Origin of the sequence: Zwartia vadi (assembly GCF_030410375.1) — a bacterium.
Taxonomy (GTDB): domain Bacteria; phylum Pseudomonadota; class Gammaproteobacteria; order Burkholderiales; family Burkholderiaceae_B; genus Zwartia; species Zwartia vadi.
Window position 1 is genome coordinate 33,478 of record NZ_JAUHHE010000011.1, and the last position, 26,394, is coordinate 59,871.

Here is a 26,394-nt window from a genome sequence, read left to right on the forward strand (position 1 = left end):
TGAATGTGGATTTAGTTGGAAAGCTTGGCGTTTAGCCAAGGCTGCTCGTTTCTGTGTTTTTGTTCAAAAGTATGAATCTGATCCTGATACCCAAGCGTCAGTTCGATTTCATCGACGCCTTTCATCAGACACTCCTGCCAAAAAGGATCTATTTCGAAGTGCAATGGCTGAGCCAAATGTGAAGCGTGCACGGTACGTAGAGCAAGATCGATTTTGATTCTCAGATCATCGGACACAATAGCAGGAGGAGTCTTGGATCTTGACGCATGCGCGAGTTGCAGGCGCAAGGTTTGCAAGACCTGCTGCGGGAGCACAATTGGCAACACGCCATTTTTCAAGCAATTATTGTAAAAAATATCGCCGTAGCTAGGGGCCAGAAGAGCTTTAATGCCGTAGTCGACTAAGGCATAAACAGCGGCTTCGCGCGAAGAGCCGCAACCAAAATTTTCATCACACACTAAAATGTTTGTGTGCTGATAAGCAGCTTGATTCAGCACAAAGTCTTTGCGCGGTTGTTGATTGGCGTCTACACGCAGATCATAAAAAAGATAATCAGCGTATTCGCCTCGTTTTTTCTTAAGAAAGCGCGCAGGAATAATCTGGTCTGTATCAATATTTCGACCTTCGATCGGAGCGGCAAAACCATCCAGTGTCAGAAAGGGCTTCATGAAGAGATCCTTGAAAGCATCGTGCGTACATCCGTCAAGCAGCCTGTGACCGCGGCAGCTGCGACCATGGCGGGGCTCATCAAATGCGTTTTTACACCTGGCCCCTGACGTCCTACAAAGTTACGGTTTGAAGTTGAGGCGATACGAACACCGGCCGGGGCGGTATCACCGTTGACTCCCACACACATCGAGCAACCGGGTTCGCGCCATTCAAGCCCAGCTTGTCTGAAGATACGATCCAGTCCTTCTTTTTCAGCCGCACGCTTGACTTCCATCGAGCCCGGGACAACGATGCCGGGTACTTTGGATTGGGCGCCTTTTAAAATCCTGGCCGCGCTGCGCAAGTCAGACAGTCTGGCATTGGTGCACGAGCCGATAAATATTCTGTCGATCTTGATCGTACTCAAGGGGGTGCCGGGGGTGAGGGCCATATAGTTGAGCGCATCAGACATTGATTGTCTTGTTGCAGCATGCGCAACATCAGCAGGATCTGGAACAACACCCGTAATAGGCAGTGCAGCCTCCGGACTGGTGCCCCAGGTGACCATCGGTGCCAGGTCGCCAATGTTCAGTTCGATTGCTTTGTCCCATGTGCTGTCGGGGTCGGAGGCCAGGGCACGCCATTGTTGTAGTGCCCGATCCCAGTCATGTCCTTTTGGTGCAAAAGGCCGACCATATAAATAGTCAAACACCTGCTCATCGGGAGCCATGATGCCAAAGCGTGCTCCTGCTTCGATGGTCATGTTACACATCGTGAGGCGATCTTCGAGAGAAAGTGAGCTCAGACTAGGTCCGTCGAACTCGACTGCATGACCGGTCGCACCCGAGGAGCCGATCCGGGAAATGATGGCGAGGATAATGTCTTTTCCCGATACGCCCTCAACGCGTTTACCCGTCAGAGATATTCTGAAACTGCGTGGTTTGTTTTGCCAAAGAGACTGAGTGGCCAAAACATGCGTGCTTTCGGACTGTCCGATGCCAAAGGCTAGGGCGCCAAACGCGCCATGGGTCGAAGTATGGCTATCGCTACAGGTCAGTGTCGCACCAGGCAAAGTTATGCCTTGCTCCGGTCCCATGACGTGAATGATGCCTTGACGCGCATCGTTGATCGGGAAGTAATGGGCGCCGCTCCATGACATATTGCTGTCAAAGCGCGTGATCATCTCCGTGATCTCGGGTGTCGCAGCATCTTGTGGTTTACGACTGATGGTGGGGACGTAATGATCGGCGACGCCAAAAATTTGATTGGGATTTCTGATCTTCAATCCGCGCTCGCGTAAGGCGCTGAAGGCGTGAAATGATCCTTCGTGAATAATGTGTCGATCGATATAAAGCAGTGAGGGCCCGCTTGATCGTTCGACAATAAGGTGTTTGCGCCAGATTTTTTCAAACAGCGTTTGAGGGGAGTGAGGGGATGTCATCTGTCAGACTTCCTGATTGATCAAAATGAGCTTAGATGTGTCGTTTTACGTTGAAGACGTGGCGGTGATATTTTTATCCGTTCGCGATGGCACAGGGTCGATGTGTGTCAAAAGATTCAGTACACGGTGTCGCTGCATGACAGCTTGTCGCGCGGCCAGACCGATATCATGGCCTTCTTCAACAGTAAGGTGGGCATCGACTTCAATATGCGCATCGACCACAATCATATCGCCCATCTTGCGTGTGCGGACATCGTGTACACCGAGCACTCCCGGTGTTTGCAAGAGAGTCGCTGAAATCGCCGCTACTTCTTGCTCATCAACTGAACGGTCCATGAGGTCGTGAAAGGCACTTGAGCCAAAGCTCCAGCCCATTTTTCCAATCATAAGGCCTACAAATAACGCGGCAATTGGATCGAGAATGGGGTAGCCCGCAAGATTGCCGATAATGCCCACTGCCACAACCAGAGAGGAAGCAGCATCTGAACGGGCATGCCAAGCGTTTGCAACCAGCATGCTGGACTTCACGCGTTTAGCGACCCTCAACATGTAGCGAAAGAGGGTCTCTTTTGAGATGAGTGCGATACCAACTACCCATAGCGCTGCACCATGAACAGTCGGAATATCTTCAGGGTTTTTGAGTTTTTCAAAGGCAGACCAAAGCATGCCAATGGCGACCACCATCAGTAAAACGCCCAGTACCATCGAAGCGGCTGTCTCGAAGCGCTGATGCCCATAGGGGTGGTCTTCGTCGGCGTCTTTTTTGCCGTGGTGGCTAGCCAATAGCACAACAAAATCACCCACCAAATCCGAAAGCGAATGGATACCGTCAGCGATCAACGCTTGAGATTTAGCCAAGACACCCACGATGATTTGGGTAGTCGAAAGCACCAGGTTCACAAAAACACTGACCCAGGTGCTTCGATTGGCGGCCGCGGCTCTTTGCTCGATCGTAAAAGCCGATTCCTCACTATCATCTTGCAGATCAGAAGGGAGCATGGGTAAGTCTCGTTTTAGCGGAGTTCATTAAGGAGCGTGTGTAAAACGCTGAGGGCTAAAAGGTGCCAGGGAAATTTCTGGTTGAGCGCCCTGGGCCAGTTGGGCAACCAGACGACCCGTTCTGGCCGAGCCAACTAACCCGACATGACCATGGCCGTAGGCGTGAATGATATCCGCACAGCCTGAGGCCAGGCCGATGCAGGGAAGTCCGTCAGGCGTACTTGGCCGACGTCCCATCCAAATCTTGATTCTATCTGTTGAAAGATCTGTCGGTAGCTTAGGATAGAGTTTGACTAGGTGTTGACGTAAGATTTCGGCACGTCTCCAATCAGGCACATCGTCTATGTCGGCGATTTCGACCTGCCCGGCTACGCGCAGTCCTTGCTCCATGCCAGTGACGATTACTTTGCAGTCTGCGAACATTGTAGGTGTCCGAGGACCTGCTTCCGGATGACTCAACACGGCGTGGTAGCCACGTTCGGATTCTAGAGAGACCTCATCGCCTGCCTGACGCGCAAGAGCCTTGGCGCGTGCGCCAATTGCGATGACAGCTTTGTCACAGCTTATCTCGCCCTTATCTGTCAGAACGGCGCTAAGTTTACCTTGTTCAATACGAAAGCCCGTTGCGTGCGCGCGAATGAGCTGCGCTCCCCTGGACTGAGCATAGCGAATGAGTGCGGCGGTGTAGGCGCCAGGATTTCTGCAGCTGCCGGTTTCGGGTACCAGTACACCAAATGTGTAGCGGCGATCCAAGTCAGGCTCAAGAGCGGCAAGCGCTTCGGCGTCAAGCTCTTTCCATTCGACGCCTTCTTTGCGACGAATCTCCCAGGCTTTGGCATCTTCGAGAAAGTGAGCTTTGGACAAATAGACATGTAAAAGCCCAGTGCGCACGATGAGATGACTGACCCCGGCCTCATCAGCCATTTCTTCATGGATAGCCGGTGCCCCGGCCAGCAGCGATCTCAAGGCGACAGCAGTACGTTCAATCTTGGTGTAATTGGAGGCCGCGCTGAGATATCTCCTGAGCCAAGGAAGTGCACGAGGAAAGTAACGCCAGCGTATGGCGAGCGGTCCAAGCGGGTCGGCTAGCCATTTAGGCACATGTTTCCAGGCTCCCGGCGTGGCGGGTGGGAGAACGGAATGTGAAGACAGCCACCCGGCGTTGCCATAGCTTGCAGCCTGCTCGTTGCCTGGCTGTTCGGGTTCTACCAAGGTAACCCGAAGCCCGGCCTGGAGACACTGATAAGCGCTCGTCGCGCCGATGATGCCTGCCCCGATAATGACGACGTGGTCTTGACTGGCCATGTTTTTGAATTTTAAGAAGGAAGTTAATAGCCCAAAGTTATTTGGGTTTTTAAGAGAAAACATCGTAGCATCAAGGGGTGTTCGCGTCCGCGCGTACTCCGGTATGATCTATTTTTACATTTTTATCCGGGAACCGATTCACATGAAAGCTGTTTTTATCGATGCGAGTGCCACGTTGGGTGATGTGGCTGAGCGTTTGCACCGCCCTGATGATATCGCTCTGGTCGTTAACCGCCAGGTTGATATCACACCGCAAGAGATCCCAGCTGTGATGGGTGATGCTGAGATTTTGATTGTCGATCACACAGCGGTACCTACTGAGATCGCAAAACAGTGCAAGGGCTTAAAACACGTCGTCTTTCTCGGTACCGGCGCACGCTCTTACATGAATCCTGAGGAGTTGGCTCAAATCGGAATTGAAGTGCACATTATCAAAGGCTATGGCGATACAGCCGTTGCGGAGTGCGCTTTTGCTTTGATGTGGTCCTCCGCGAAAGGTTTTGCCCGCATGGATCGTGAGATGCGTGCTGGCAACTGGTTGCGTACTGAGGCTGTTCAGCTGACCGGCAAAACCCTGGGGTTGATTGGTTTCGGCGGTATTGCAGCTGAAATGGCAAGATTGGCGCTAGGCGCCGGCATGCAAGTCCTGGCCTGGAACCGCACACCAAAGTCCTACCCGGGTGTCAAGTTTGTCTCCCTTGATGAGTTGTTGGCTAACAGTCAGGTGATTTCACTGCACTTGCTACTGAATGACGAGACGCGCGGATTTATCTCGCGTGCTCGCATTGCTCAAATGAAAGATGGGGTGATTTTGGTCAATACCGCTCGTGGAGCGGTTATTGATGAGCCCGCTTTGATTGAGGCATTGAAAGCTGGCAAGATTGCCCACGCCGGTTTGGATGTATTCGAAATCGAACCTCTACCCAAAGATCATCCTTTCACCCAGATTGAAAACGTCACGCTCTCGGCTCACTCTGCTTTTAGAACACCTGAAGCAAGTGACAATCTGATTGAAGCATCTTTAAACCACTGCCGCCGAATTTCGGGGCAGGGCACCATTCGCTAAGGAGCATTCCATGCGTCACGTCATTCGAAAAGTCACTCTCGCGCTGCTAGCCGCTGCAGTCAGTTCATCTGCCTTTGCACAAGCTGACAAATGGCCATCGCGCTCGATTACGATCGTCGGAGGATTTCCAAACGGGTCAGGTGTCGACATCTATGCGCGCAAAATAGGCGAGGCCCTCACCGCCGCCTGGAATGTTCCGGTCGTTGTGGACGCTAAAACCGGCGCGGGTGGCAATATCGCCTCTGATCTTGTTGCCCGTGCTCAGCCAGATGGCTATACCTATTTGTTCGGTACTGCCGGTACGCATGCGATCAATCCTGCTCTCTATAAAAAGCTTAGTTTTGACGTCGAAAAAGACTTTACCCGCATCGCCATTCTGGGTGATGTACCGAATGTGTTGTTGATCAACCCTAAAAAACACCCAGAGATCAAGACTTGTGCTGATCTGCTCAAGCTCATGCGCGCCAAGCCTGGTGCGTTGAACTACGGTTCGACCGGTAACGGAGCGTCCACCCATTTAGCGGGGGCGCAGTTTGCCAGCGCTGCCAAGGTTGACATGGTGCATGTACCTTATCGCGGTCAGGGTCCTGCCATGACGGCACTGCTTGGCGGCGATGTGGATATGTTTTTTAACCAGAGCGCCCCGGCCATTGCTTCCGTCAAGGGGGGGCGTACGATTGCGCTCGCCGTGACGAGTCCGACCCGTCTTGCCGCACTGCCTGATGTCCCGACGGTGGCTGAAGCGTGCAATTTGCCAGGATTTGTGAGCACTACTTGGTACGGATTATTTGGTCCAGCCAACCTTCCGGCAGATATTTCCTCCAAAATGAGCGCTGAAATCGTGAAGATCGTTTCTACGCCTGCCTTTAAAACCTGGCTCACAGATACACAAGGCATCACGCCTGCGGCGGATCCTGGTCCAGCAGCTTTTGCGCGCATTCACAAAGAAGACATGAAAAAGTGGGCGGAAATTGTAAAAATTTCAGGTGCGCAAGTTGACTGATGGGATTGTTCTAAAAGCATAGACGAGGTAAGTAAAAGTGCTTTAGAATCCTGCGATGTTTCCATCTCAGATCGTATTGCCCAAAATCTGGCTCCTAAGACTTTGTTTATTCGTCTCAGGAGCCGTTTCCATTTCTGGTTGCATGGTGGGGCCTGATTTTCAAAAGCCAGAAGCAAAACTTCAGCCCGCTTTTTCGACGCCAAAAAAAACCGAGTTCACGGAATCTATCCCCATTGCGATTGAAAATGCCCCCAATCCAGTGCGTTGGTGGTCGGACTTCAACGATCCTGTTTTGAACGATTTGCTCAAGCGTGCGGCCAGGGATAATCTCTCGCTCCAACGCGCAGCGCTGCGCATTTATCAGGCACGTTCCCAGCTCGGTGTAGCGGATGCCACCCTGCTACCTACAGTAGGCTTAGGGGGTGGGGTTACGCGCACCGATCAACCCAACGCTCTGACCCAGTTTCTGAATGCCTCGTCGTTGTCCACTACGCAAAATTTAGTCGTCCAGGCAAATTGGGAAATAGACTTTTGGGGTAAGTACAGACGGGGCATCGAAAGTACTGTTTCTTCTCTTTTTTCAACGACCGCAGCATATTACGCCGCCGATGTCTCGCTTGCGGCTGATGTGGCCAATACCTACATAACGATTCGCAATTATCAGTCATTGATTCGGGTCGCGCGCACGAACCTTGCGCTTCAGGCCGAAAGCCTGAGAATCGCATCTTCGCGTTTTAAAAATGGTGCGACATCCTTGCTCGACCTGAGTCAGGCGGAGTCCCAGTACGAGCAAACCAAGTCTGAGATCCCCACCTTGATTGCAGCCTTGAAAAATGCAGAATACGCCATGAGTATTTTGCTCGGCGAGCCGCCGGATTTTTATGAAAAAGCATACGGAGAAACCACATCCAGCCTGCAGCCACCTAAATCCCTTCAGGTTGGCATACCCAAGGACTTGCTGCGACGACGTCCGGATGTCCTGCAAGCTGAGTATGCGGCCGCTTCGCAATCTGCCCTGATAGGCGTCAATACCGCAGCCCTCTACCCAAGCTTTTCATTAAGCGGGTATTTTGGCTTCCAGAATGTATCGGTCAACAATGTCAGTCAATCCAGTCTGTTTTCCTGGGACAATCGAACAGGCTCAATCGGTGGCAGCTTTTTGTTTCCTCTTTTTTACAGGGGCGCGATCGTCGATCAGATTCGAGTCCAGGACGCGGTCTTTCAGAGCAGCTTGTTAGCTTATCAAAATCAGGTATTACAGGCTCAAAAAGAAGTCGAACAAGCGCTCACCTCTATTTCCACCACGCGCAGTTCAACTGAAGATCTTAAAAAGTCTGTGACTGCCGCCCAACGCGCAGCCGCACTGGCGCTTGATCGCTACAAGGCGGGTCAAAACGATTACAACACAGTGATTGTGGCGCAACAGCAGCTTCTTCAGGTTCAAAACAGCTTGGTTCAAACCCAGACAAATAACTTGCTGGGCTATGTTGCCGCTTTTAAAGCACTTGGGGGAGGATGGAGCGGCGAATTAGCCATTCCCGCCCTGCCTGCCGCCATGGTTGAGCAGATGCAGGCGAGAACGAATTGGGGCGATGCCTTGGTCAATCCTGCCGAGCCACGTTTAGTGAAGTCAAGCGAGGCCATTCAATGAGTACGATGATAATGAATATGATTGCCAGACGGATGCCTGTTGTGGGTGTGTTGTTGTTTTCCGCTCTGTTTCTTTCAGCTTGTGACAAAAAAGCGCCCGCCAAAGTTAATCCTCCACCTGCAGTGACTGTTGCTAAACCTGTTTCTCAGGACGTGCGTAGTTATGAAATTTTCGATGGTAACGTTGCGGCATATTTATCCGTAGATCTTGAAGCGCGAGTCCCAGGCTTTTTGACAAAAATTGCCTTTGAAGATGGTGCACCGGTTAAAAAAGACCAGTTACTCTTTGTCATTGAACAGGATCAGTACGCACAGCAAGTCAATCTGACAAAGGCTGTTTTTGAAGAAGCAAAAATAGAAATCAACCGTCAAAAAGCGTTGCTCAAAGACAATGCGACGTCCCAGGCGGCTGTTGATAAGGCCATGTCTCAGTACCTACAGGCCGAAGCGAATCTGAAGCTTGCTCAAATCAACTATGGTTACACGGAGGTCCGCGCGCCTTTTGATGGGTTGATGGGACGCCACCTGATTGATGTCGGCAACTATCTTGGCTCGAGTCCCCAAGGCGTCAAGCTCGCAACGATCCAAAAAATTGATCCGATCTACGTTTATTTTTCAATCAACGAGCGAGATTTACTGAAATATCAAAAGCGGTTTGTGAATGAGAAGGAGCGCAAGTCCCAAGTCAACAAGCTTCCTGTTCATGTCCAGCTTCAGGGCGAGCAGGGCTATCCACACACCGGGACGTTGGATTTTGCGGCCAATCTGCTGAGTACGAGCACAGGCTCCTTGCAGCTGCGAGCCGAACTTCCTAATCAGTCTTTCAGCCTCTTGCCCGGTTTATATGCCAAAGTACGCGTGGAGTATGGCGAGCCACGTTTAGCTGTGATGATCCCCAACAGCAGTGTCCTGACTGATCAGCAAGGTGATTATGTGTTTGTGGTGGATGCGTCCAACAAGGCCTTGCGAAGGAATATCAAACGGGGCCAGGTATTCAGTCCTCTCGTTGAAGTCACGAGTGGCTTGAGTGCGAACGATACTGTGATCATCAACGGTTTTATCAATGTGCGAGACGGACTGGAGGTCAAGCCTGAACTCTCGACCGTTGCGCCGTTGCCTGCACGTTAAAACAGTCAGGCAACAGGATCCCCCATGCTTTCAAAATTCTTTATTGAACGCCCAGTTTTAGGCAATGTGATCGCGTTGATCACCATGCTGATCGGTGCGGTGTCTATCTTTGGTTTACCGATTGCGCAATATCCGCCTATGACGCCGCCAACGGTTCAGGTCACCACAATGTGGCCTGGCGCGAGTGCGAGTCTCGTTCAGCAGCTTGTTGCCAGCAACATTGAGAATCAGGTGAACGGCGTAGAGAATATGCTCTACATGCAGTCTGATTCGACAAATGACGGGCGCTACACCCTGACAGTCACTTTTGAGGTTGGAACAGACCCGAATATGGCCCAGGTCACTGTCCAGAACAGGGTTGCGATCGCGCTCGCTTCCTTGCCGCAGGCTGTTCAAAAACAGGGGGTCACGACGAAGGTCCAATCCACTTCGATCTTGCAATTTGTCACCTTGACCTCGAGCAATCCTGAACATGATGCCTTGTTTCTGAGTAATTTTGCCAACTTGCAATTACAGAATCGCTTGGCACGTATTCCAGGTGTTGCCGCTGCCAACGTGTTCGGTGTGGGTAACTACAGCATGCGGATCTGGTTGGATCCCGCACAACTCAAAATGCGTAATTTGACGCCCACTGATGTGGCAACAGCGATCAGTCGTCAGAACGTCATGCTGGCAGCCGGCCAAGTTGGCGCACCCCCAGTTCCCATGGGGCAGGACTTTCAGCTCACCCTGAACGTGACCAGTGCACTTGAGACGCCAGAGCAGTTTGAGCAAATTTTGCTTAAGACGAATGATCAGGGTGAAATCACACGTCTCAAAGATGTCGCTCGGGTTGAAATGGGGAGTCAGAACTACAGCCAGTTTTTCCGTCTAGGTGAAAAGCCGGCCGGAGGAATTGCGATCTATCAATTGCCCGCAGCGAATGCAATTGATGTGGCGAACGCTGTACGTGCTGAAATGGAAAAGATCTCCAAGACTTTCCCAAAGGAAATCAAGTGGGAAATACCTTTCGATACCACGATGTTTGTAACGGCTTCGATCAAGGAGGTCTATCACACCTTGTTTGAAGCTGGCATCTTGGTACTCTTGGTCATCATGCTTTTTTTGCAGGATTGGCGTGCCACGCTTGTGCCTGCCACGACTGTGCCAGTCACGATTATCGGTGCCTTTGCTTGTATGGCTGCAATGGGGTTTTCCATCAATTTGCTGACATTATTCGCAATTGTTCTGTGTATTGGTATCGTGGTGGACGATGCGATCGTCGTGGTGGAGGGCGTCGCTAAAAAGGTCGAGATGGGTCAGACCCCTCGTCAAGGCGCAATCAATGCGATGAATGAGTTGCTCGGGCCAATCATCGGGATCACTTTAGTTTTGATGGCAGTATTTTTACCCGCCTCGTTTATCGCTGGGATTACGGGTCAGATGTATCGACAATTCGCCTTGGTGATTGCCGCGACGGCACTGATTAGCGGGATCAATGCAATGACACTCAAGCCGACTCAGGCTGCGCAGTTCATTACGCCAAAGTTACCAGGAGCTAAAAAGAACTGGTTCTTCACAAAGTTTGATCAGGTTTTTGAAAAAATTTCAGATTGGTATGCCAGTCTGATGAAACACTTGATGGCAAACCGCAAAATCACCACTTTGGTGGGGCTGGTGTTGATCGTGGGCGCTATTGCGGGGTTGATTCGTTTGCCGACAGGTTTTATTCCCAATGAGGACCAGGGTTATTTGGTCGTATCTGTGCAGTTGCCTGACGCTGCGGCCTTGTCTCGGACTCAGGTCGGTATGGCCAAAGTGGTTGCAGCCATTGAAAAAGTTCCTGGTGTGCAGCAAGTTGTGTCGATTGGTGGCGTCAATGCTTTGAGCAACAACAGTTCCCAGTCGAATACGGGCGTGATGTATGTGATTTTGAAACCCTGGGAGGCTCGAGGCAAGGGTGAGGATTTGCGTTCTATCTACACAGGAATGAGCGAGGCAATCAAGTCCGTTCAAGAGGTGAGCGCCAATGTCCTGTTACCCCCTGCGATTCCTGGTCTGGGTTTGTCGGGCGGTTTTCAAATGCAGTTGCAGCTTGTTGACGGTAGTAACGATTTTAAAAAGCTTGAACAAATTACCGAAAACTTTCTAAGTGAAGCGCGTAAATTGCCTGAAATTATGGCAATCTTTACGCCCTTTAGAAATAATGTTCCACAGCTCAAGCTTACTTTTAATCCTTCTCGCGCCGAGACATTGGGTGTTTCGCTCGGGGACGCTTATGACGTACTCCAGTCATCGATTGGTTCGACGTACGTGAATCAGTTTTTTAAATATGGTCAGACCTATCAGGTCTTCTTGCAGGCGGATGGAAAAAGCCGCGTAAGCGCGGATCAGATCAATCGCCTCTACGTCAAGAATAAATCAGGCAATATGGTTCCACTTGGTTCATTCATTGAAATTTCAGAAACAACCGGCCCGGCGATTGCTTCGCAATACAACATCTATCCTACTGCCGCTATTTTGGGGGCGGCAGCCGAGGGTTATAGCTCTGGTCAGGTGATTACTGCATTGGAGTCACTTGCTCGTACAACGTTGCCCGAGTCTGCTAGCTTTGAGTGGACAGCGATGTCCTATCAGGAAAAGTTAGTGGGCAATACTGTTGTGTTAGTCTTCGCACTTTCCATTCTGCTTGTCTATTTGGTTCTTGCCGCGCAATACGAGTCTTGGTCAGCGCCGATTTCTGTGATTTTGGCCGTACCGCTTGCCTTGGTTGGAACAGTGATCGCGTTGTTCGCCACAGGCTTGGCTAACAACATCTACGTACAGATTGGCCTTGTACTAATGATTGCTCTAGCATCCAAAAACGCAATTTTGATTGTGGAAGTGGCGCTCGAAGAACAGAAAAAAGGATTAACAGCAGTCGAGGCTGCCCTTAAAGCTTCCCACGAGCGTTTCCGGCCGATTGTTATGACTTCCATTGCGTTTATTTTGGGCGTCGTACCATTGCTAACAGCTTCAGGCGCAGGTGCTGCCGCACGCGTATCGATTGGTATCACGGTGTTCAGTGGCATGATTGCCTCAACATGTTTAGCCGTGGCGCTTGTGCCGATCTTTTATGTTGAAATTCGAACTTGGGCTGATAAACGTCAAGCTAAGCACGAAGCAAAGCAGGCCGCTCGCCTGGCTGCACACGAACGTGCATTAGCAGCTGAAAAAGCGGGCTCTACTGAAGGGTCGTGATCGATGCCTCCATCAGTTTTGCTCCATTCCATTCCTAGCCTTCTACCGGAGACCGTATCGTCATGAGTCAGACAAATCAGGGTGCAGGTGTTGCGGTTGGTTTAGTGGGTTTGGGGGTGATGGGGCGTGGTGTGGCTGTGAACCTCATTAAAAGCGGGTTCAAACTATTTGGCCGCGATGTGAACCCCGAGGCGTTGAAATGGCTGGAAGCGAGCGGAGGGCATGCTGCGCAAAGCCCTCTCGAGATGGCGAGCGCTTGTGAGGTGATCGTTAGCTTTGTGGTGAATGACGCCCAGACCGAGGAGGTTCTTTTCGGTGAGCAGGGTCTCGCTGCGCACATGAAGCCTGATTCAGTATTTATTGCCTGCAGCACCATGCCGCCAAAGTATGTCAAAGATTTGTCACAACGGCTGGCAAAGCTCAAGATTCATCTGGTGGATGCTCCGGTAAGCGGTGGCAAGAACGGTGCACTGAATGGGACACTGACAGTCATGATGGCAGGGGATCCCTCGGTCTGTGAACGCGTCAAGCCTGTGTTGTCTAGTTTTGGTGGCAACATTTTCTCCCTCGGATCGGAGCCTGGGCAGGGCAGTCAGATGAAGGTAATTAATCAGCTACTGTGCGGTGTGCATATCGCTGCCGCCGCTGAAGCCCTCGCAATGGCCAAACGCAATGGACTGCCGCTCGACACTTCGCTCGAAATTCTTAAAAGCGGGGCTGCATCGAGTTGGATGCTTGCTGACAGGGGACCGCGAATGGTGACCGAGTCTTTTGATGATGTTGCATCGGCGGTGGATATTTTTGTGAAGGATCTCGGTTTGGTTGTGGATAGTGCCCGACAGTGCATGTTTCCCGCTTCGATGGCCCACGCGGCATTCTTGCAGTTTGTCCAAGCCAGTAGCAGCGGTCATGGCAAACAGGACGACTCGGCTGTGATTCGGAACTATACAGATTCTCATCACAAAACGCGGTGATCTTTCAGAACGATATGGGTAAACTGTGATCTTTAACCCCTAGAGATCACTTTCATGGCACGCATTGCATACGCTGATTTAACTAATCCCGAAGCCAAACCTCTTGTGGATCGCATTACTGCCGAGCGCGGTAGTGTGTTGCATCTGTATCAAATGCTCTTGCACAGCCCTCCGGTTGCGAGCGGCTGGTTGAATTATTTGACTGCGATCCGTCAGCAAAGCTCTCTACCTGGCGCATTGCGTGAGCTTGTCATTATGCGGATTGCGATTGTGAATGGCGCGCCATACGAAGCTGAGCAACATGCCCCCATCGCTTTGCGAGAAGGTGTGACGCAAGCGCAGCTTGACGATTTGGCAAACTGGCAGCAATCAGCGAAGTTTGATTCGACCCAACGTGCCGTCCTCGCTTATGCCGATGCAATGACCAAAGATATTCATGTGTCACCGGAAGTCTTTGCTAGCGTGAAGGCCTTGCTGAGTGAGCGTCTGATCGTCGAGTTAACCGCGACGATCGGAGCCTACAATATGGTGTCGCGTTTTCTTGAAGCACTGCAAATTCATTCGCACGACACCCGTTAACGCACGTTGCCTGTCAGGAGAAGTATTTCCCTCAGGCCTAGCTAGTTTAGGACGTATACAGAGGGTAGCCGCCAGGCTCGGCATCCAACAGTCTGAGCATGGCGTGCCATTCGAGCTCACCGTAGGGGCGACGCACACCAGGTTGATACAGATGCGCAGACTTCTCCAGTATTTCCTTAGGAGGAATATTTAAAGCGGCCCCTGCGGCCATTGCATCAACCTGCGCACGGCAGGACATTTCGAGTTGATACATCAAGTTAAACGCCTGAGGGACTGAGGCGCCACTGGTCAACAGGCCGTGATTGCGCAAAATCATCGCATTGTGCTGACCTAAATCCCTAACAAGGCTTTCACGCTCGGCAAGGTCAATTGCTGGTCCATTAAAGTCGTGGTAACCGATATGGTTATTGAAACGGCTCGCTGTTTGAGTCATCGGCAGTAGGCCACAATCCATGGAGGAAACCGCCATGCCCGCACGAGTATGCGTATGAATGACACAGCTGATGTCTGGTCGAGCGGTGTGGATGCAGCCATGAATGACATAACCACTTTTGTTGATGCCGTAGTCAGTATCTGGTTTATGTACGATTTCACCCTCAACAGTGATGCGCACAAGGCTGGAGGCGGTGATTTCTTTGTAGAGCAAGCCGTATAAATTAATCAGTAAATCTTCAGTGCCGGGAATCCGTGCCGTGATGTGGTTGTAAATCATATCGGTCATGCCGTACTTGTCCATCAAGCGATAGCACGCAGCTAGAGTGACGCGTGTCTCCCATTCCTCTGGGCTGACTTTGCCTTTTAGTGACTCAAACTGTGTTGAATATTTGCCGCTCACAATAATCTCCTGAGTGTATTTTGTTTTGATCTAGATTAGCTTGGTCGCGCAACGATCACGTCTGCTGCATCCAGTGGTTGCTGATTAAAAAATAATTCGATGTTTCGAAACATGTGCCCCACGATATGCGGAACGTTGTCGTAGACTCCGCCTGCAGCGTGCGGGGTGGCAACGACTTGATCCATGTGCAGCAAAGGATGATCGGCACGGGGCGGCTCGCCTTCAAACGTGTCAAGTCCGGCACTAGACAGCTGTCCTTTAAGGAGTGCCTCAACGAGAGCGTGTTCATCAATCAGCTCGCCTCGAGCTGTGTTGATCAACATCGCACCGCGCTTCATTTTTTTAAACGTTTCGGCGTTAAATAAATGTTTGGTTTGAGGCGTCAGTGGGGCATGAAGACTGAGAATATCGCTTTCTTTGAGCAGAGTGTCAAAGTCCACATAGCGTACGTTGTAGTGCTGTTCAAGAGCCGGATCCAGCCTTGTACGGCTGTGGTAGATGAGGTTGACATCAAAGCCACTGAGCCGTTTGGCAACATAACGAGCAATATTACCGAATCCAAAGAGTCCGACTGTTTTGCCATCAAGCTTTGAGCAAACCGTCCGCAATTCAGCCGCAATCCATTTGCCTTCCTGAAGACTTCTGTGGGCAAGCGGCAAGCGCCGCGAGGTGGCAAGGATCAACATCAAGGTATGCTCTGAGACAGGTATAGAAGTTGCCCCAGCCGTAATCGCGACAGTGACCCCCGCGCGTCGAGCCGCTTCAAGGTCGATTTTGTCTACGCCAATTCCCCATTTTTGAATGAGTTTCAGACGGGGAGCCTGAGCGATGATCTCTGCCGTGACGAAAGTACCGGCTGCCATAATCACTTCCGCGTCTTTTACCAGCTCCAAATGCTCTGAGGACTGATTGGATTGCGCAAAGGCTATTGTGAATCCCTCAGGGATAAGTCCACGAATCACGTCGATAGTGGGCTGAGCCATGGGGGTCAGAAAGGCAATATGAGATGACATAATTGTGCTTGAAAGAGAAGCGAGGTGATTAGGGCTTATACCTGCGGAATGATGATTTCACCGCGCTCAATGAGCAATGCCTTGATGTCTTTTTTGACAATTTTTCCATACCCTGATTTGGGCATCGTTTCCCAAAAGACAAAATGCCTCGGCCAACGGTACTTTGCGCAACGCCCCTCGAGATAACCAAGTAGTTGCGCTGCATCGATCGCTGGCTGATCGGCGCGCCTGACAACAACAGCTACACCGACTTCACCCCATTTTTCGTCAGGCACACCAAGAATGGCGATCTCGTCAACGGCGGGATGTGTTAGAAGTACTTCTTCAACTTCGCGGGGGTACACGTTTGATCCGCCTGAGATGTACATGTCTGATTCGCGGCCGGTAATGTAGAGTAAACCGCGGGCATCGAGTCTGCCCAAGTCGCCGGTGTGAAACCAGCCCCCTCGCAGTGCTTTGGCGGTCGCCTCTGAGTTACCATGATACCCAGCAAAAACTGCAGGGCCTCGACAGCAGATTTCACCAATTTCGCCAACTGGAACAGGCTCAAGTTTGTCATTCAGTATGGCCACTTCCATGCCGACACGGGGTCTTCCGCAGGAACCAATATTGGCATTGGGATCCGTATCATCGGCGCTGTGCATTTCTCTTGGAAGGACTGTAATGTTGCCTGTCACTTCGCCAAGGCCAAAGTATTGCACCAATACTTGGCCGAGTTTTTGAAGAGCAAGCTTTTGATCCGCCCGATACATCGGGGCACCCGCATAAATCACATAGCGCAGCGATGAGTGATCAAACTCGTCAACGGTTGGATGCTCTACCAGCATTTTGATGATTGTGGGCACCGTGAAAAGATTGGTGACACGGTGACGCTCGACTGCTTGCCAAAATAACGCCGGATCAAGTTTTTCGCTGGGCATCAAAACAGTTGCCGCACCTCGAGCAACGTTCAGGAGCGCATGTATGCCTGCACCGTGTGAGAGCGGGGCCACAGCGATGGAACAATCCCGCTCCGTGGTGCCCGGAATCAAATCAGCCAGATGATTGTTGACGACAAAGGCCATCTGTCCGTGCGTAAGAATGCCCGCTTTGGGTTTGCCCGTTGTGCCAGAGGTATAAAAAAACCATAATGGATCATCGTAAGAAACGGTTTCTTCGGCATCGGATGCGCCCAGATGTTGAGCAATGAGGGCTTCATAGGATTGTTCGCCTATGCGCGGCGTGCCAATGACGATGACGTGTTGCAAACTTTCAGACTCAGCCTTTACCGCATCGGTATGGGCGTGAAAACAGTCCTCAACAATCATGGCTACTGCACCGCTTGAAGCGCCGAGATAAGCGACTTCAGGAGGTGTCAGGCGGAAGTTGGTCGGTACCCAGACGCAGCCGAGTTTAAACGCAGCCCAACTGTTTTCAAAAGTTTGCAGGTTGTTGCGGGACTGCAAAAGAATACGGTCGCCCTTTTTTAAGCCCAACGCCCGTAAGGCACTAACCATGGCATTGACCCGCGCATTGATTTGCGACCAGGTCCAGACTTGTTCACCCTGAATGAGCGCAGGATGCTCGGGAAAGAGGCGGGCGGTATGGGTAAGTAAACGCCCCAGATTCATTGACTGCGCAGCGTTCACGTGGACTCCAGCACGCTCAGGTAGTTGGCGACAGCTGCCCCGCCCATGTTGAAAACTGCTCCAGTCTGTGCGTTCGGAATCTGCATATCACCGGCCGTGCCTGAAAGCTGCATGGCTGCCATGACGTGTTGCGAGACACCTGTCGCCCCGATGGGGTGACCGCGAGATTTCAGTCCCCCAGAAGGATTGACGGGCAGCTTACCCTCTTTAGTGGTGACGCCGTCTAGAATGACACGTGCACCTTGACCGTGTGGAGCGAGTCCCATGGCTTCGTATTCAAGCATCTCGGCGATCGTGAAGCAGTCATGCGTTTCGACAAACTTTAGATCACCAAGCGATGCGCCAGCATCGTGCAGACCTTTTTGCCATGCGAGTGCCGCGCCTTCAAAGCGTGTCGCATCGCGACGCGAAAGGGGGAGGAACTCATTGACGTGTGTTCTTGAGCGCCAACGCACAGCCGGAACTTTTGCGCCCGAAAGGGTTTCGTTCGACAAAACAAGCGCTGCTGCGCCATCTGAAACAAGCGAGCAGTCAGAGCGCTTGAGTGGTCCTGCGACAAAGGGATTTTTATCTGAGACGTTGCGACAGAAATCAAAACCCAGATCGCGACGCATATGCGCATAAGGGTTGTGCATGCCGTTTGAGTGATTTTTTGAGGAAATCGCAGCGAGCGCATCAGACTGATCGCCAAATCGTTCGAAATACTGGCTCGCGATTTGTCCAAACACACCTGCGAAACCACCCTCCGTATGTCCTTCTTCTTTGACGTAGGAGGCTTTGAGCAAGATTTCGCCAATTTCTTTATTTGGCAGAGTGTTCATTTTTTCCATGCCGATGACAAGTGCGCGTTTGATTCGTCCACTGGCCAGCGCGTCAAGTGCCGCCCAGATGGCGGCCGATCCTGTGGCGCAAGCATTTTCCAGGCGCACGGAGGGTACATGTCGAAACTCTGGAATGGCGATGCCAATGAGGGCACCGCTGAAGTCTTGCTGCACAAACCCGGCATTGAAGTGACCTACGAAAATACCATCAATGTCGCCCGGCTCAAGGCCTGCGCTGGCAATGGCCGGCAGTGCGGCCTCGCGAATCATCTGATCAAAATCAACATTGTCGAGTTTGCCAAAGGGGGTGTGGCCCCAGCCGACGATATACGGATGTTTCATTGTTGTCTCCTGGGAGGATCTTAAATAGATCCTGTTTGACTTTTTCTGAGTGTCGGGATGCCCACGCCCGATGCGTCAAAGCCGCCATCGACTGCGATGCACTGGCCGTTGATAAACGAGGCGGCAGGGCTGCACAGAAAACCGACAGCTTCAGCAATTTCCTCTGGCGTGCCATAGCGATTCATTGGAATGGTGTCGTAGTAGTCAGAGCGGATCGCCACGCTATGGACGAGTTTGGCCATTTCCGTGTCGACGGGACCTGGTGCGACAACGTTCGAGCGAATACCGATCGTGCCGAGTTCGACGGCCTGTTGTTTGGTGAGATGGATGATGGCCGCTTTGCTCGTGCCATAGGCGACGCGCAAGGTGCTGGCGCGCAAACCCGAAATGGATGCGATATTCACGATTGAACCACTACCATTTTTTTTCATGTACGGAATACAGGCTTGTGAGCACAGAAACGCACCATCAAGATTGGTACTCATGACGTAACGAAACTCTTCGAAAGACGTTTCACCTAGAGGCTTGAAGACTGCTACGCCAGCATTATTGACAAGCGAATCGATCCGTCCAAATTTCGCTGCGACGAGATCAATCGCAGTCTGGACCTGGTCTGGCTTTGAAATATCGCAAGTCAGAGCCATCACGCGTGAAGGCGCTCCGAGTTCAGACTCTGTTGCTTTGAGTGTGGCGGCTTCGATGTCCAGCAGCGCGACGCGGTAGTCACGTTCGAGAAACCATTTGGCGATCGCGAGTCCAATTCCACGTGCACCGCCAGTTACGATGGCGACAGGACTCGATGAGAGATGAGAAGACAAGAGTGGCTCCAGAGGAAAACATGAATAGTTTCAGACTTTACCAAATCGCGCTAAAGTAAGATTAAATTTTCATAGGTTTATGCGCGCTAGACGGTTTTATTGTTGTTCAGTATTAGAGAATCAAGCTTTCCCACTATACAAGTCAATTTAATAAAGGGAGTACTCTATGATCCTGAAACTTTACGATTTGGCGGGCGCACAGCCCGATCGCCGTTTTAGTCCCTACTGTTGGAGGATCCGTATGGCTCTGGCTCACAAAGGGCTTGAGGCGGAGGTTATTCCCTGGAGGTTTCATCAAAAAGATGTCTTGTCCCCAAGCGGACAGGGCAAAGTGCCTGTCTTGGTACATAACGATAGATGGATCTCTGACTCCTGGGTGATCGCAAACTACCTTGAGGAACAGTTCCCCGGCCATCCCTCGCTTTTTACGAGCGCTGAGGGGCGGGCGCTGAGTTACCTGTATTCAACACTTGGTGATTTTCAGAGTGCGCAAATCGTTCGTCTGGTATTGATGGACATTTACAAGCATTTGGACGAGCGGGATAAAGAATATTTTAGGGATTCTAGAGAAAAACGTCTCGGCATGAAGCTCGAAGAGGTTGTCAAAAATAGAGACGCGCAATTACCTGTTTTCAGGGACAGCCTGTACCCTTTGCGCGCGGTTCTCAAAACACAGCCGTTTTTCGGCGGTGAAACGCCACTTTATGCGGATTACGCCTTGTTTGGTCAGTTTCAATGGGCACGCTGTATCAGTGACTTCGAGTTGTTGGCTCAAGACGATCCAGTGGCCCATTGGCGAACCAGAATGCTTCATGCTTTTGACGGGCTGGCGTTGGCTGCCCCTGCATACTAGGGTGTCACTCTTTTTTATTCATAAACTCAATCAGGTCTGAGAAGGTTTTTTTGTACTCGATCATTTCCTGATCCATTCCCTTTGGATCTCGGACATCCAGGATCAAGCCCATTCTGGTGGCGAAATCCGCAAACTCTTTACTGTTGGCAACTTTAAGGGAGGCTGTGACGAGTTTGTCCAAGACATCTTTTGGCATGCCTTTCGGACCGACGATTCCGTAGTCTGCGGGAAGCGTGACGTTATAGCCTGCCTGAACGACAGATTGGGCATTAGGAAATTGAGCGTATTTTTCTTTCGAAAAGGCTGCGAGTACACGTACAGTCCCGGCATCCACATGGGAACGTACGGTTGGCGCATATCCTGAGACAGCCTCTACGCGACCACCCAACAAGGCCACTAAAGCCTCACCCCCACCTCCGGTAAAGGGAACAGTTGTCAATCTGATTTTTGCCACCTTGTTGAGCTCTTGAATGACCAAGTCAGGTGCTGTGCGGTAGCCAGAAACTGCCACACGGATTTTCCCCGGATTTTTTCTGGCGGCTTCAACCAGATCTTCAAAAGTTTTGTAGGGCGAGTCTGCTTTAACTGTGATGATGGCAGGCAAATCGACAAGTGACACAATGGACTGATAGTCATCGGGGCTCTTCCAAGTCAATGCTTTGTTGACCAAGGGTTGATAGGCCAATACGCTATTCGAAGTCAGTCCAATCGTATAGCCGTCTGGTTTTGAACGTATCACTTGCCCAGTACCAATAGTCGCTGAGCCTCCAGGTTTGTTTTCGACATTGATTGTGGCGTTAAGCTCTTTTGCAAGCTGTCCGGCAAACTGTCTTGAAATGGGATCTGTCGATCCACCGGGTGCGTAAGGCACGATAAAAGTGATGTCCCGGCTTGGGTAAGTCTGAGAGATCGCGGGATGTGAGACCAGTGCTGCAAGTGCGATGGTTGCGACGCGCGCTGTGTATTTCATCAATGACATTGTCTGCTCCGATTTTTGATCTGTTTATCACTGAGACTAAAGACGCTGTTTTCGTCTCATGCTGAATGGTCATTTTTTGGACCTTGCAAAGTATGCCTAATAACAACCTGCAGGGCTAGTGTGGTGGATATTTTGCAGGGACTTTGTTCCGTGATGTGGAAAAACTCAGAATCTAAGCCCCGATGTCCTTTAATCAGTTACAGAATATGCGGGTATCTACCAAGAAAAATAATCGGAGACAGAACATGGGATCAAATATCCTGCCAAGTGCGAGCGAAAAAATAGCTTCGTTTGTCGTCAATTTCAATCCCGCCAGTATTTCTCCCGAATTGCGCCACATTGCCACCCGCGCCGTGTATGACACGCTGATATGCGCAATCGCTGGTTCACGCGAGCCAGCCTCGCTCCTGAGTTTGAAATATGCTCAAGGACACACTGGGCCTCGAATGGGGACGGTTTGGGCGACAGGGGATCGGTTGTCCATTGAGATGGCGGCATTGGTGAATGGCACGACTGGGCATGCGTTGGATTTTGATGATGTTTCCTCACCGCTCAGGGGGCATCCCACCGTCGCGATTATTCCTGCATTGTTGGCTTTGGGGGAGAGTATTGGCGCTCAGGGGCGAGAGATCATCGACGCCTATGTGGTGGGCTTTGAGGTGACGCTGCGTTTGGCCCGCGCGATGGTGGATGATCATTATGCAAAGGGTTGGCATTCAACTGCGTCAATTGCGAGTTTTGGTGCGACTGCCGCGTGCAGCTATTTGCTTAAACTCGATCAGGCGCAAATCGTTCACGCGCTTGGTATCACGGTATCGCAGATTGCAGGAACCAGGCAAAATTTTGGCACGATGTCCAAGCCCTTACAGGCAGGGCAAGCCAATGCAGTGGCGTTGCGATCGGTTTGTTTAGCTGAACTGGGCTTTGATGCTTCCGCTCAGGCAATAGATGGCAAGCAAGGTTATACAGCTCTTTACGCGCAGGGTCTGGATATTCATCCACAATTGGATGATCTGGGACACTTGCCTTTAGAGTTGGAGCGAAGTGGAATCGAAATCAAAAAATATCCGCTTTGTTACGCGACACATCGCACAATAGATGGATTGTTGGATATTTTGGATGAGCATGCGCTGACGCTTGAGAGTATCGAGCGTATTGATATTCAAACAAATTATCGTGCAACCGTACCGTTGATTTACAGTCATCCGCAAACTGGTTTGGAAGCCAAGTTCAGCATGCAATATGCTGTGACGTCCGCTTTGATGGATCGTGCCGTCTTGCTGAGCAGTTTTGAGGATGATGCTGTTCAACGACCGGCAGTACAGGCCTTTCTATCAAAAGTGCACGTAACCGAGGGAGATCCGCCCATGTTTCCTCGATGGGCGAATATCCGTATCACGCTCTGTGATGGACACCTTATCGAAAAACGCGTGGATCAGTTACGTGGAAGTGCGCAACTGCCACTAAGCGATTCAGCCTTGATTGAAAAAGGACTCGATTGTTGCAAGTACGGAAGACACTCCGTGTCGGCGCATGAATTGGCACACAGTTGCTTTGGCCTGGATCATCTGCCCGTCAGTGCGTTAATCGCTGTGCTGACGGGGCGGTCGGACGCCTCTTATGCGAGTGGCAAGGTAAAAACGTTTTTAGAACCCGGGCGCGCAAGCATCTTTGCATACCAAGCCTCGATATAAGGCCGGGGCTTGGAGGGCAGGTTGAGGCCAAACCAGCGATGAATTTCGCAGGCCATTGGGATGTCCGCCATGGTCAGTTTATTACCGCCAACATACTCAGTCGTGCTCATATGCGCTTCGAAGCGATCCAGCAAGATTTCAGTGCCGGTGATTGACGCTTCTATTTTTTTCATATCGCGCTCAGCCTCGGGCACACGGATCAGTTGCCAGAAGGCATCGCGACCCGAGGGGCTAAACGTTGTTTGCTGCCAGTCCATCCAGCGTTCCGCATTAAACCTCTCTTTTAAATCGGTAGGGTACAAATGGCCCAAAGAGTGTTTTGCGCAAAGGTAGCGCACGATGACATTTGATTCCCACAGGGTGAAGTCTCCATCCACTAGCGTGGGAACGACCGAGTTTGGATTCATCGCGATGTATTCGGGTGTTTTCGTTACGCCAAAGGCACCCCCTGCATCAATACGTTCAAATTCAAGACCAAGTTCTTGCGCGGTCCAAACGGCCTTGCGAACGTTGATTGAGGTAATGCGTCCCCAGATGCGTAACATGTTCATATCCTTTTAATTGGTCGATCGGCTTAATTTTTATTCAATAAAATCAATCAAAGCATTGAAGCCGGGTAATGAGACAGAGATTCGATTATTTTGCTCACGAACAAGTACTTCGGGGTAGCGTTTTTTAGTCAGCGTGACGCGCGCTCTGACGCGATCGAGATCGTGCGTTTTCAAAGCAATCGCACCAAAAAAACTCTCTCGTTTTCCTTGTTTGGTCTCTTCATTTTTGCAGGCGAGTGCTCCGTAGCATTCGTGATAATCTGAAGGCGTCACAAAAACGAGCTCGTAATGTTGGCCTGCAATACGATACTCCCCACGTTGTCCAGTCTTCAAACGACCGCCAGATGCTGCAAGATACTTTTTTGCTTCTGCGTTTGGATTGTCGGCAACGATCAAAAAACCCGTTGTGCGTATCACGTTGTTTGGGTGTGATTGCCACTGCTTGCGCCAAACAAGCTCGGGTGTCAGGTGTTGGCAGAAATACACTCGACCAGCAGGATATGTCCCCGTAGCAAAACGTGTCGTACGAAAACTGGCAGAGTAGGTCGAGCCATCGAGTTCAACCGGTCGCGAAAAAGCCTGGACAGGCTGAACGGAGAGGTTTTCCTTTTGTAACTTTTTATAGGTTTGATCGGCGTCTTGCGTCTGAAAAACTAAACCATCGATACCGACCGGGCTCTCAAGCACCTCTTGGCGTAAGACCTTTGTGTCGGTTGGTAAGCCGACAATTTCCACATAGTCATCCTGAAGAACAATCAGATGATTGATGGAGCCTAGAGAATGACGTCCGCGGGGTGTGAGTTGAAAACCGAGGGACTCAAAAATGGCTTGGGCGTGATCCATGTCAAAGTGGACATTAATCACGGTATGGTCTAGCGCTAAGGCGAGGGAGGTCGTCATAATCGGTGCGTCTTGACAGTCAGTGGGTTCATATTTTCAAGGTTGCAATCACAGGAGCATGATCGGACGGCTGCTCAAGCGCACGCGGTGCTTTGTCGATGACGCAGGCGGTGCAATGCGGCACTAAAGAGCCTGAAAGCAAAACATGATCGATTCGTAAGCCCGCATTGCGCTTAAAACCATTCATTCTGTAGTCCCACCAACTAAAGGATTTTGGTGCTTGCTCAAAAAGCCTAAACGCATCGTGAAAATCCAGCTTAAACAGAGACTCAAGGGCGGCGCGCTCGGCAGGCGACACCAGAATTTGACCTTCCCATTTCGCCGGATCGTGAACATCTTCGTCCGCGGGAGCGATGTTGTAGTCGCCTAAAACAGTGACATATTCGTATTGCGTTTTTTCTTGCGCCAACCACTGCTCAAACGCTTTAAACCATGAGAGCTTATAGGCATATTTTTCACTCCCTACAGCCTGTCCATTTGGGCAGTAGGCACACACAACGCGGATATGCTTTTCACCAAAGGGTAAGGTGACAGCTACCACACGCTGTTGAGGATCCTCAAAACCAGGTATGTTGCGAATGACTTGATCGCCAGGTTGGCGAGAAATCACGGCCACACCGTTGTAGGTTTTTTGTCCGGCCCATGCGGCGTGGTAGCCAATCTCGGTAAAAGCATCTAGCGGAAACTTGTCGTGATCGAGTTTGAGTTCCTGCAAACAAAGCGCGTCGACTGGATTGCTGGATAGCCAGTCAAGTACGTGAGGCAAACGAACTTTAAGGGAATTAACGTTCCAGGTAGCGAGTTGCATGGCACAGTCTAGTAAGGCTAAAACCCGATGAGCCAGATTCTAAACTGCTATTGCCCCGTATAGACGCGTTGAACGCGTTTTACATTGCAGAGCAGTTCGTAAGCAATCGTATTCGCACGTTGAGCGACTTGATTGATGTCGACTTGTCTGCCCCAGAGTTCAACCGTGCTACCAATCCCACTTGTCGGGAGGTCTGTTAAATCGACCGTGAGCATATCCATGGAGACTCGACCAATGATTCTGGAGGCCTGACCGTCTACGGTGAGTGGCGTGCCGGTTGTTGCACCACGAGGATAGCCATCCGCATAGCCAATTGCCACAAGTCCAACGCGAGTGGGTCGATCAGCGACAAATGTGCCACCATAGCCCAGCGCCTCACCGGGCTGGATCATTCTGACCGCAAATACCTCGCTCTGTAGCGTCATGACTGGGGTGAGGTTTTGTTCCGGATGCTGTGCCACGTATGAGTCTGGTAAAGGATTGGCACCATACAAGAGCACACCGGGCCGGGACCAATCCCGCCAGGCAGTTGGCCATGCCAATACGCCCGCAGAGTTGCAGAGACTACGCTCGCCTGGCAGATGATGAGTGGCCTGTTCGAAAGCCTCTATTTGTTGGCGAGTCGCCTGTTCTGCAGGTTCGTCCGCACGGGCAAAATGCGACATCAATGTCACGGATGAAACAGCAGGGCATGCTGATAATCTTTTATGGGCCTCGGAGACATCACCCAGCGCGAATCCAGCGCGATGCATGCCTGAGTCCACTTTTAACCAAGCATGGATACTTGCCAAAGGTAGCTTGCAAGACATCAGCATGTCGATTTGGGAGGTTTGGTGCACGGCTACCCAAATTTGATGTGTTTGTGCATCGAGGAGTTCTTGCTCATCAAAACAGCCCTCCAGCACCAGGATAGGAAGTGTGATGCCTGCAAGTCTTAACTCAAGGGCTTCTTGCATGACGGCCACCGCAAAGCCATCCGCAGTGTTGGAAAGGGCTTGTGCGCAGGTCACTGCTCCGTGCCCATATGCATTTGCTTTAACGACAGCCAAAGCACGCCCTCCGTGAAGGTTGCGTGCTGTCAGGTAGTTTTGGCGTAACGCCGCGAGATCGATTAAAGCTTTTGAGGGTCTGGTCATGCGT

The 26,394-nt window shown here is 51.1% G+C and carries 23 protein-coding genes; 9 read left to right on the plus strand and 14 right to left on the minus strand.

All coding sequences use genetic code 11. From position 1 onward, the window contains the following. Window positions 1–11: 11 nt before the first annotated feature. From leuD to QWY27_RS10610, 4 genes are read right to left on the minus strand one after another with little or no spacing between them, the layout of a single operon-like run. Window positions 12–668 (minus strand): 3-isopropylmalate dehydratase small subunit, encoded by a 657-nt coding sequence (leuD, locus tag QWY27_RS10595; RefSeq protein WP_290197473.1) that lies wholly within the window; start codon window positions 666–668, stop codon window positions 12–14. Then, a complete protein-coding gene (gene leuC / locus QWY27_RS10600) occupies window positions 665–2,089 on the minus strand; it encodes a 3-isopropylmalate dehydratase large subunit (RefSeq protein ID WP_290197475.1) in 1,425 nt (474 codons plus the stop codon). The genes leuD and leuC overlap by 4 nt, the downstream gene beginning before the upstream one ends. 45 nt (window positions 2,090–2,134) lie before the next feature. Further along, window positions 2,135–3,088: a cation diffusion facilitator family transporter gene (locus tag QWY27_RS10605; RefSeq protein WP_290197477.1), complete on the minus strand. Its 954-nt coding sequence runs from the start codon at window positions 3,086–3,088 to the stop codon at window positions 2,135–2,137. Between the two features lie 27 nt (window positions 3,089–3,115). Continuing rightward, window positions 3,116–4,393 carry an NAD(P)/FAD-dependent oxidoreductase gene (locus QWY27_RS10610; protein WP_290197479.1) on the minus strand — a complete coding sequence of 426 codons (1,278 nt, stop codon included), beginning with the start codon at window positions 4,391–4,393 and terminating at the stop codon, window positions 3,116–3,118. A gap of 142 nt (window positions 4,394–4,535) precedes the next feature. Between QWY27_RS10610 and QWY27_RS10615 the strand changes: the two genes are divergently transcribed. From QWY27_RS10615 to QWY27_RS10645, 7 genes are all read left to right on the plus strand, one after another. After that, a complete protein-coding gene (locus tag QWY27_RS10615) occupies window positions 4,536–5,459 on the plus strand; it encodes an NAD(P)-dependent oxidoreductase (protein ID WP_290197480.1) in 924 nt (307 codons plus the stop codon). Between the two features lie 10 nt (window positions 5,460–5,469). Continuing rightward, window positions 5,470–6,462 carry a Bug family tripartite tricarboxylate transporter substrate binding protein gene (locus QWY27_RS10620; RefSeq protein WP_290197483.1) on the plus strand — a complete coding sequence of 331 codons (993 nt, stop codon included), beginning with the start codon at window positions 5,470–5,472 and terminating at the stop codon, window positions 6,460–6,462. A 55-nt stretch (window positions 6,463–6,517) separates the two neighbouring features. Further along, on the plus strand, window positions 6,518–8,113 hold the full coding sequence (locus QWY27_RS10625) for an efflux transporter outer membrane subunit (RefSeq protein WP_290197485.1): 1,596 nt from the start codon (window positions 6,518–6,520) through the stop codon (window positions 8,111–8,113). Beyond that, window positions 8,110–9,240: an efflux RND transporter periplasmic adaptor subunit gene (locus tag QWY27_RS10630; protein WP_290197486.1), complete on the plus strand. Its 1,131-nt coding sequence runs from the start codon at window positions 8,110–8,112 to the stop codon at window positions 9,238–9,240. Before QWY27_RS10625 ends, QWY27_RS10630 begins: the two co-directional genes overlap by 4 nt. Before the next feature lie 24 nt (window positions 9,241–9,264). Continuing rightward, the gene (locus QWY27_RS10635; protein ID WP_290197489.1) at window positions 9,265–12,459 is read left to right on the plus strand and encodes an efflux RND transporter permease subunit; all 3,195 of its coding nucleotides are present in this window, start codon (window positions 9,265–9,267) and stop codon (window positions 12,457–12,459) included. Window positions 12,460–12,521: 62 nt separating this feature from the next. After that, window positions 12,522–13,433, plus strand: coding sequence for an NAD(P)-dependent oxidoreductase (locus QWY27_RS10640; RefSeq protein WP_290197490.1), 912 nt, complete (start codon window positions 12,522–12,524; stop codon window positions 13,431–13,433). 54 nt (window positions 13,434–13,487) lie between these two features. After that, entirely contained in the window at window positions 13,488–14,012 is a 525-nt protein-coding gene (locus QWY27_RS10645; RefSeq protein ID WP_290197492.1) for a carboxymuconolactone decarboxylase family protein, read from the plus strand. A gap of 46 nt (window positions 14,013–14,058) precedes the next feature. Here the strand turns inward: QWY27_RS10645 and QWY27_RS10650 are convergent, their stop codons facing one another. Genes QWY27_RS10650 through QWY27_RS10670 form a run of 5 tightly spaced genes read right to left on the minus strand, consistent with a single transcriptional unit; the run spans window position 14,059 to window position 19,469 of the window. After that, window positions 14,059–14,847 carry a class II aldolase/adducin family protein gene (locus tag QWY27_RS10650; RefSeq protein ID WP_290197494.1) on the minus strand — a complete coding sequence of 263 codons (789 nt, stop codon included), beginning with the start codon at window positions 14,845–14,847 and terminating at the stop codon, window positions 14,059–14,061. Between the two features lie 35 nt (window positions 14,848–14,882). Further along, window positions 14,883–15,860, minus strand: coding sequence for a 2-hydroxyacid dehydrogenase (locus QWY27_RS10655; RefSeq protein WP_290197496.1), 978 nt, complete (start codon window positions 15,858–15,860; stop codon window positions 14,883–14,885). A gap of 35 nt (window positions 15,861–15,895) precedes the next feature. Beyond that, window positions 15,896–17,470, minus strand: coding sequence for an acyl-CoA synthetase (locus tag QWY27_RS10660; RefSeq protein ID WP_290197643.1), 1,575 nt, complete (start codon window positions 17,468–17,470; stop codon window positions 15,896–15,898). Window positions 17,471–17,484: 14 nt separating this feature from the next. Then, on the minus strand, window positions 17,485–18,651 hold the full coding sequence (locus QWY27_RS10665) for an acetyl-CoA acetyltransferase (protein ID WP_290197498.1): 1,167 nt from the start codon (window positions 18,649–18,651) through the stop codon (window positions 17,485–17,487). Between the two features lie 20 nt (window positions 18,652–18,671). Further along, window positions 18,672–19,469: an SDR family NAD(P)-dependent oxidoreductase gene (locus QWY27_RS10670; protein ID WP_290197500.1), complete on the minus strand. Its 798-nt coding sequence runs from the start codon at window positions 19,467–19,469 to the stop codon at window positions 18,672–18,674. Window positions 19,470–19,635: 166 nt separating this feature from the next. Between QWY27_RS10670 and QWY27_RS10675 the strand changes: the two genes are divergently transcribed. Further along, the gene (locus QWY27_RS10675) at window positions 19,636–20,322 is read left to right on the plus strand and encodes a glutathione S-transferase N-terminal domain-containing protein (RefSeq protein WP_290197501.1); all 687 of its coding nucleotides are present in this window, start codon (window positions 19,636–19,638) and stop codon (window positions 20,320–20,322) included. A 4-nt stretch (window positions 20,323–20,326) separates the two neighbouring features. On the opposite strand, the gene QWY27_RS10680 is transcribed toward QWY27_RS10675, so the two are convergent. After that, window positions 20,327–21,301 carry a Bug family tripartite tricarboxylate transporter substrate binding protein gene (locus QWY27_RS10680; protein WP_290197503.1) on the minus strand — a complete coding sequence of 325 codons (975 nt, stop codon included), beginning with the start codon at window positions 21,299–21,301 and terminating at the stop codon, window positions 20,327–20,329. Between the two features lie 245 nt (window positions 21,302–21,546). Here QWY27_RS10680 and QWY27_RS10685 point away from each other — a divergent pair, with 245 nt between their 5' ends. Continuing rightward, the gene (locus QWY27_RS10685) at window positions 21,547–22,995 is read left to right on the plus strand and encodes an MmgE/PrpD family protein (protein ID WP_290197505.1); all 1,449 of its coding nucleotides are present in this window, start codon (window positions 21,547–21,549) and stop codon (window positions 22,993–22,995) included. Here the strand turns inward: QWY27_RS10685 and QWY27_RS10690 are convergent. The 4 genes from QWY27_RS10690 to alr are packed head-to-tail and all read right to left on the minus strand — an operon-like array spanning window position 22,920 to window position 26,390. Continuing rightward, window positions 22,920–23,540 (minus strand): glutathione S-transferase family protein, encoded by a 621-nt coding sequence (locus QWY27_RS10690; RefSeq protein WP_290197506.1) that lies wholly within the window; start codon window positions 23,538–23,540, stop codon window positions 22,920–22,922. The genes QWY27_RS10685 and QWY27_RS10690 overlap by 76 nt on opposite strands. A gap of 36 nt (window positions 23,541–23,576) precedes the next feature. Then, window positions 23,577–24,446, minus strand: a complete 870-nt coding sequence (locus QWY27_RS10695; RefSeq protein ID WP_290197509.1) for a VOC family protein — start codon at window positions 24,444–24,446, stop codon at window positions 23,577–23,579. 28 nt (window positions 24,447–24,474) lie between these two features. Then, window positions 24,475–25,254, minus strand: a complete 780-nt coding sequence (gene xth, locus QWY27_RS10700) for an exodeoxyribonuclease III (RefSeq protein WP_290197511.1) — start codon at window positions 25,252–25,254, stop codon at window positions 24,475–24,477. A gap of 47 nt (window positions 25,255–25,301) precedes the next feature. Continuing rightward, window positions 25,302–26,390 carry an alanine racemase gene (gene alr, locus QWY27_RS10705; RefSeq protein ID WP_290197513.1) on the minus strand — a complete coding sequence of 363 codons (1,089 nt, stop codon included), beginning with the start codon at window positions 26,388–26,390 and terminating at the stop codon, window positions 25,302–25,304. Window positions 26,391–26,394 lie beyond the last annotated feature (4 nt).